Source organism: Propionibacterium acidifaciens DSM 21887, from assembly GCF_000426605.1.
Taxonomy (GTDB): domain Bacteria; phylum Actinomycetota; class Actinomycetes; order Propionibacteriales; family Propionibacteriaceae; genus Propionibacterium; species Propionibacterium acidifaciens.
Window position 1 is genome coordinate 1 of sequence record NZ_AUFR01000057.1, and the last position, 6,438, is coordinate 6,438.

The following is a 6,438-nucleotide window of genomic DNA, read 5'->3' on the forward strand; positions in this document are numbered from 1 at the left end:
GGGGGGCTCGATGCGCGTCGGCCGGATGCACGGGGTTCATGGCCGGCCGCGGGGTTCTCCCGTCCGTCGGGCGGACCGGCAGCTGCTGTGGCACTGCCCTTGCTGAGTCGTTCAACGCGGTCTTGAGGAGGGAACTCGTGAACCGTGGGGTCCGCTCGGCCCGGGACCATGCGATCCGGGACGCGACGGCCCGGACCGGGTCACGATGCGACCGCGAGCGTCTCCACTCGGCGATCGACCACCGGACCCCCGACCAAGCCGACACCGGATGGAGACAACAGCACACGACAGCAGCCCGAGACCACCCATCAACCACTACCTGAAAAACCCACATCACTCCAACCATATCACTCCAGATCGCGTTGGCCCGCCTCGACTCGCGGGCCTCCAACGCCGGCCCCTCGATGCGTTCGGCGTCGCCCGTGGTGGTCCCGGGCCGTGCTCCCTGGTCGACCTCCGCCTGCCGCACCCGCGTGCGCAGAGCCTCCGAGTGGATGCCCAGCCCGCCGGCGATCCGCCGGATCGCCCCCTTCGACCTCGCGGGGTCAGCCAGGGCCTCCACCGTCATCCTCGTCGCCCGATCCCTCAACCTGATCGGGTACCTCCTCTGCCCCCATACGCAGCGATCCCCCTGCCACCACTGCCCCCACCAAACCCGGGGCACAACAGTGACATCTTCTGCCGTCACGGCCCCTGCCGTCGACCCGACAGTCCTGCGCGCAGCGAACCTGTCCCAACTGTTCACCCGTGTCTAGGACCCCCGCGAACCAGGACCCCCGCGAACCCAGAGGCCGCCGACACCGGCTCCCCGTGATCCTGGCCCTGCTCGGCCTGCCCGCCAGCGTGTCGAGCGGGGCCACCCTTCACCGGGTGATCGTGGCCCTGAACGTCGAGACCTTCTCCCTGATCTGCGGGGCATGGCTACGATGCCGTGCGCAGATCAACGGCGGCAGACTCGCCATCGTGCTGGACGGTAAGACCATCCGCGGGGCCCGCGACGCCGGCACGAGAGCCCCGCACCTGGTAGCAGCCCACAGTCACCACGACGGCCTGACACTGCGCCAGAGTCAGGTTGCGGGCAAGCAGAACGAGATCCCCGCTGCCCGGTGCCTTCTGGCCCTGATGGACTTGGAAGGGGCCGTGGTGACGATGGACGCCCTCCACACCCGGAGTGACACCGCCGAACAGATCACAGACCAGCACGGCGTCCTGACCGTGAAGGCCAACCAGCCGAGTCTCTACCACGCTCTGAAGCGCCTGCCCTGGAAACACGTCCCACGCGACTCCCGACCCGACCAACTCACACGGGCGGCGAGTCACGCGCACGGTCCAAGCGGTCGTGGCCCCGGCCTGGATCGACTTCCCCGGTGCCCGCCAGGTGGTCAAGATCCGGCGCACACGCACCACTAGGACCAGGACAGTGGTCACCGCCGACGCCATACACACCCAGGCGCGTACCGCCGGGTGGGGCACCAGCAGAGTCGTGGTCTCTCTCCATGCCACGTCGCGTAGTTGTGAGATGAGACTCACCAGGCTATTCATGTAGCGACCACTACATGAATGGTGCTACACTCAGCTTCGGATAGACCGAGGTCTGGCTCGAGTAAGGGGGATCAGCGCAGACCGGGTCAGCGGGGTCTATGGGGGTCCATCTGGCCCAGTGGCCTCATGTTCTGAAGATGGGAGTTAGGCATGATCGATGTTCAAGAAGCTGGTCTTGAACGCCACGTCACTCGTGAAGGATCAAGCAGGTGGACAGTACGTGCGAAGCGTGAGATCACCTACGATGTCATTGTTTCGCGACAGCTTTTTAGCGTTGGCAACCCGACACTGGCAACAATGGGAGATGTTCCTGCGGCCCTCCCAGGTTCGCGGCGGTTTGTGGTGATCGATGCGGCTATTGACAAGCTTTACGGGGTTGAAATTCGACGGTATTTTCAATATCATGACGTCACTCCGATCTATCATGTTCTTGAGGCCCATGAGGTAGTAAAGAATTGGAAATCCGTCGAAACAGTTATCAATGCCATGGCTACTGCGGGGATTGACCGCCGCAGGGAACCGGTCATTGGAATCGGTGGCGGCACCCTTCTCGACATCGTGGGATTCGCTGCGAGTATATATAGACGTAATACGCCTTACATCAGGATCCCTACCACCCTCATAGGGATAGTTGATGCAGGCATCGGAATCAAGACGGGTGTCAATTTCGGACTAGGTAAGAACAGAATAGGGACCTACGCTGCCCCTGTTGTTTCATATCTTGACCAGTCATTCCTATGCACCCTTGATCGTCGTCATGTCGCCAACGGAATTGCTGAAATCCTCAAGATGGCCCTTATCAGATCTGCAGATCTGATGAGCCTTCTCGAGCGTCACGGTAAGGCTGTGTTGAATGCTGATCTTGGTAGAACTGACCAGACATTGACTGTCGAGACGAACAAGATCATCACCATGGCAGTCCAGCTTATGCTTAAAGAACTTCAGCCTAACCTCTGGGAGGCAAATCTTGAACGGTGCGTCGATTATGGGCACACTTTCAGCCCAACGATTGAGATGAGAGCGCTCCCAGAACTTTTGCACGGTGAGGCCGTCAATATTGATATGGCGCTGAGCAGCGTGATCTCCTTCAATCGAGGCCTGATGAGCCGTCTTGATCTTGACCGCATCTTTAATGTTATGAGGGGCTTTGAGTTGCCAACGTGGAATTCTCTGCTTGAGAAACCGAAGGTTCTCAATGAAGCACTCACTGATACGCTTCGGCATCGCGGAGGGAAACAGCGTATTCCCCTTCCTGTTGGAATCGGTGAATACACGTTCATTAATGATCTTACTGAAGACGAATTAGCCTCGTCGGTTGCTCAACTAAAGGTTATTTCAAACACGTCTGAGAGCGAGAGCACCGGACTGCGCCCCTGGCAGAAGACACAAGGTTGAACACATGAAGTGGGAGGGACTTTATATTGGGGGTCTTGGAACTTATATTCCGAACACTCTTGAGTCATCTGACGAAGCATTGCGCTCAGGTCGTTTGACAAGAGAGGATCATGAGAAAACACAACAGATTAGCGCAGCGGCAGGAAAATCGGATGAGACGGCCCCAGATATGTCAGTGTGGGCTGGGAGCGAGGCATTTGCAGAGTTCAAGAACTATGTAACTGTTGACTCGAGTCCAGAAATTATTGTGCATGCTGTAGCTCTGCACACTGGACTTGAGGCGTGGAACGGCAGTGCCTACATAGGAAATAAGCTGGGACATCCTAATACGCTCGCAGTCGAAATACGAAATACTTGTGCTGGGGTAATAGTAGGTATAGATATCATGGCACGTTATATCGGCTCCAACGGTTATGGTCTCCTCACTGCTGCTGATATTTGGCGGTTACCGTTGTTTGACCGATGGGCATCTGATTCCGGACTGGTTTATGGGGACGGGGCTGCTGCGATGATACTAACTCGCGAAAACGGACCCTTCGAGGTGCTCTCAACTGTCTTGACGCAGAATTCGCGATACGAGAAGATCCATCGTGGAAGCGCCTCTATTGACCTTCCTGAATACAGGGAAATTCTTCCCTTCAGTATGCGTGCTAGGGCGAGCGACTATGCACGTGCTCAAGGTTTCGACTCATTCTGGGAAGCGAACTCGAAAGGGCTTCAGGAATCAGTCTTTCATGCATTGCAGTGTGCTGGAGTGAAACAGAATGACGTGAAGGTTTGGGCGGTTCCTCACTTCGGTCGGACTCTTCTTCAACGTCAGTGCCTTGATCCGTTGGATATTCATCGGAATCAAACGACTGCGAAATTTGGTGCTTTAATTGGTCATACGGGGGCAGCAGATCCTCTGCTCGGTCTTAGTTATCTCAGATCTGAACGACGAATTCGTCCAGGAGATTATATTGGTTTAATAGGGATAGGCGCAGGGTTTACATGGGGCTGTGCGATTCTCCACTGTACTGGACAGGAGGAATAGTGACTTCGAATATTAATACTTCACCTCACAAAGAGATATCCATGAATATCAATCTGCTCATCTTTTGGATGCTTCTTGGAGTATTTGGAGTCGGGACCATCGAATATCTTATTGCGGGAGTTCTGCCACAGATCGCCAGCGATGTAGCAGTTAGTGAGGCGACTGCTGGTTTGTTGGTTACTGTGTATGCTCTCACAGTGGTCGTAGGAGGGCCAGCCCTCACCATTTTCACGTCACGCGTGAAGAGAATCCCGCCTCTTATCGTAGGGTTGATGACACTGTTCATCACGGGTAATGTTCTTACTTCGGTAGCGCACAATTTCATCATTTTAATTATCGCGCGAATCATGACTGCTCTGCCACATGCAACTTTTTTTGCATTGTGCCTTGTCGTTGCGACGACGCTCGTTGAGCCGGAATTCCAAGGTCGAGTGATTTCTAGAATCACCTTAGGTCTCAATTTAGCGACTGTTCTAGGGGTACCCTTGGGTACCCTGGTGGGGAACCAATATGGATGGCGAACATCCTTTGTCATTGTTGCAGTCTTGCAAACGGTTGTGACAGTCGCTTTGGTTTTGACGATTCGCCGCGTCCCAGAGCGTAGTGGTGGGGGGATAGCTGCTGAAGTTAAAGTATTCCGGCGTGGTGAGGTGCTGAAGGCGCTTGGGTTGACGATGCTCAGTCAAGCAGGCTTATTTGTGCTGTTTACATTCATCTCACCCTATCTTGGACAGCACACGGGGTTCAGATCAAGTACCATTACAGTTCTCCTTTTCGTCTTTGGTATTGGATCGATCGTTGGGAACATGCTTGGCGGCTATTATGCCGATAAAAACATGAATGTTACTCTATACGGTGCTTTGGGTTCGCTCGTTCTATCAATGTTAATTTTGTTCTTCCTTGGAAAGTATCCTTGGTTCACAGGACCATGGATGTTTGTTGTAGGAGCGGCTGGGTTTTCTATAATCTCTCCGCTGACTTCAAAATTGATCGATGCTGCGAGCAGCGCACCAAATCTCGCTACAACCGTCAACATTGCTGGATTCCAACTAGCCAATGCCGTAGGTGCATGGATTGGTTCGATGTCACTTTCGCTGGGTCTTGGTCTCGGTGTTCTGCCTTTGTTAGGGGCCGTGCTCGCATTGGCAGCCGCTGCTCTGTTGTGGGTTGCCAATACCTTTACCTCAAATTATGAAACGAAGTAATGATATGAAAGCTGGAATGCTAACTGACATCAGATCTGTTGAAGTATACGAGATTCCTGATGTCAGGGTGCAAAGCAACAGTGAGACAGTCATCCGTGTCGCTTACGTTGGTCTTTGCGGAACCGACCTGGAAATTTATCATGGTACGTCGAATTATCTTCGCAAAGGACAAACGAGTTATCCACATAATTTCGGGCATGAGTGGGTGGGAACTGTTGAAGTGCCTCCAGCAGATGCTGGCGACACATATCTGCATCGTGGGTCAGTCGTCACTGGAAGCACCATGATACCTTGTCTTACTTGTAACGCTTGTCGTTCAGGGCACAGGAATCTTTGTAGTCATGTCAAGGAAGTCGGCCTTTATGATTATGCTGGTGCTGCAGCTGAACGAATTGTTATGCCAGCGCACATGCTTACTGTGGTTGATGAATCAGTTGACGCAATCCCAAGACCAGAGCATGTTCTAGTTGAACCTCTCGTGACGGTACTCGAAGGAATAGCTGCGAAACGGCCCAGGCCAAGTGACAAGATACTCATTATGGGGGGCGGGACGATTGGGAGTCTTGCCGCATTGGCCTTAAGGCAGTACCCAGTCGATGTTGAGGTTGTTGATCCTCTCCTTCCGTCTTATCTCGTTGATCTCGGTATCAGTACAGTCAGTAGTCTGAGTTCAGATAATTTTGATGCTTACGATATGGTGTGGGAATGCTCTGGTTCTGTTTCCGCTACAGAAAGCATCCAATCAACTCTTAAGACCGGAGGTACGGCTGTACTCGTAGGAGTTCCACCAGCAGATACCAAAATTAATGTATCTGAACTCGCGCTCAAAGGTCAGGGTTTGATAGGAATACGTCACGGGGTAGATCATTATCCGGTAGCGGTAAAATTTATTCGAAAACATCGAGGCTTATTCATAGGGTGTAGGTGAATATGATTCCGAGTATTGTTGTGATGGCGTCCGGGAGGGCGTCGATGGGGCGTCTATAACCGGTTTTGAGGGTTTTCCATGTTTTGAGGTGGGCGATGACTTGTTCGATCCTCCACCTGATCCGGTCGATGGCCCGGTTGAAGTTCTTGTCGGCCTCGGACAGGGGAAGACCCGGGAGTTTCTTGACAGGGGTGATCAGGCCCATCCCGACATACCCTTTGTCCGCGATGTGAGGCACGGAGGAAGAACCCGGATCGTGGGTCGTGGTCTCGCCCGGACCCTCGAGAAGGCCTGATTCGGTGAGGGCCCGGGCATCATGGACCCGGCCGGGCAGC

General features: G+C 54.1%; 7 protein-coding genes. 6 read left to right on the forward strand and 1 reads right to left on the reverse strand.

What is annotated here, in order from left to right; genetic code table 11:
- The first annotated feature begins 38 nt into the window (after positions 1-38).
- The 6 genes from K336_RS20270 to K336_RS18095 all read left to right on the forward strand — a co-directional run bounded on the left by K336_RS20270 (position 39) and on the right by K336_RS18095 (position 6,103).
- On the forward strand, positions 39-323 hold the full coding sequence (locus K336_RS20270; RefSeq protein WP_155945107.1) for an integrase core domain-containing protein: 285 nt from the start codon (positions 39-41) through the stop codon (positions 321-323).
- Positions 324-810: 487 nt separating this feature from the next.
- Entirely contained in the window at positions 811-1,410 is a 600-nt protein-coding gene (locus K336_RS18770; RefSeq protein ID WP_162142621.1) for an ISAs1 family transposase, read from the forward strand.
- A 282-nt stretch (positions 1,411-1,692) separates the two neighbouring features.
- On the forward strand, positions 1,693-2,937 hold the full coding sequence (locus K336_RS18080; protein ID WP_081660839.1) for a sedoheptulose 7-phosphate cyclase: 1,245 nt from the start codon (positions 1,693-1,695) through the stop codon (positions 2,935-2,937).
- 4 nt (positions 2,938-2,941) lie between these two features.
- A complete protein-coding gene (locus K336_RS18085) occupies positions 2,942-3,970 on the forward strand; it encodes a ketoacyl-ACP synthase III family protein (protein WP_081660840.1) in 1,029 nt (342 codons plus the stop codon).
- A gap of 41 nt (positions 3,971-4,011) precedes the next feature.
- Positions 4,012-5,175, forward strand: a complete 1,164-nt coding sequence (locus K336_RS18090; RefSeq protein WP_081660841.1) for an MFS transporter — start codon at positions 4,012-4,014, stop codon at positions 5,173-5,175.
- A 16-nt stretch (positions 5,176-5,191) separates the two neighbouring features.
- Positions 5,192-6,103 carry a zinc-dependent alcohol dehydrogenase gene (locus K336_RS18095; protein WP_162142622.1) on the forward strand — a complete coding sequence of 304 codons (912 nt, stop codon included), beginning with the start codon at positions 5,192-5,194 and terminating at the stop codon, positions 6,101-6,103.
- Here the strand turns inward: K336_RS18095 and K336_RS0112075 are convergent.
- Positions 6,087-6,437, reverse strand: coding sequence for a transposase family protein (locus K336_RS0112075; protein WP_081660792.1), 351 nt, complete (start codon positions 6,435-6,437; stop codon positions 6,087-6,089). The genes K336_RS18095 and K336_RS0112075 overlap by 17 nt on opposite strands.
- Between the last annotated feature and the right edge of the window lies 1 nt (position 6,438).

What these genes read in the sequence shown, in the direction of transcription:
- K336_RS20270 (WP_155945107.1), top strand. Translation starts at nt 39, where the DNA reads ATGGCCGGCCGCGGGGTTCTCCCGTCCGTCGGGCGGACCGGCAGCTGC.
- K336_RS18080 (WP_081660839.1), top strand. Translation starts at nt 1,693, where the DNA reads ATGATCGATGTTCAAGAAGCTGGTCTTGAACGCCACGTCACTCGTGAA.
- K336_RS18085 (WP_081660840.1), top strand. Translation starts at nt 2,942, where the DNA reads ATGAAGTGGGAGGGACTTTATATTGGGGGTCTTGGAACTTATATTCCG.
- K336_RS18090 (WP_081660841.1), top strand. Translation starts at nt 4,012, where the DNA reads ATGAATATCAATCTGCTCATCTTTTGGATGCTTCTTGGAGTATTTGGA.
- K336_RS18095 (WP_162142622.1), top strand. Translation starts at nt 5,192, where the DNA reads ATGCTAACTGACATCAGATCTGTTGAAGTATACGAGATTCCTGATGTC.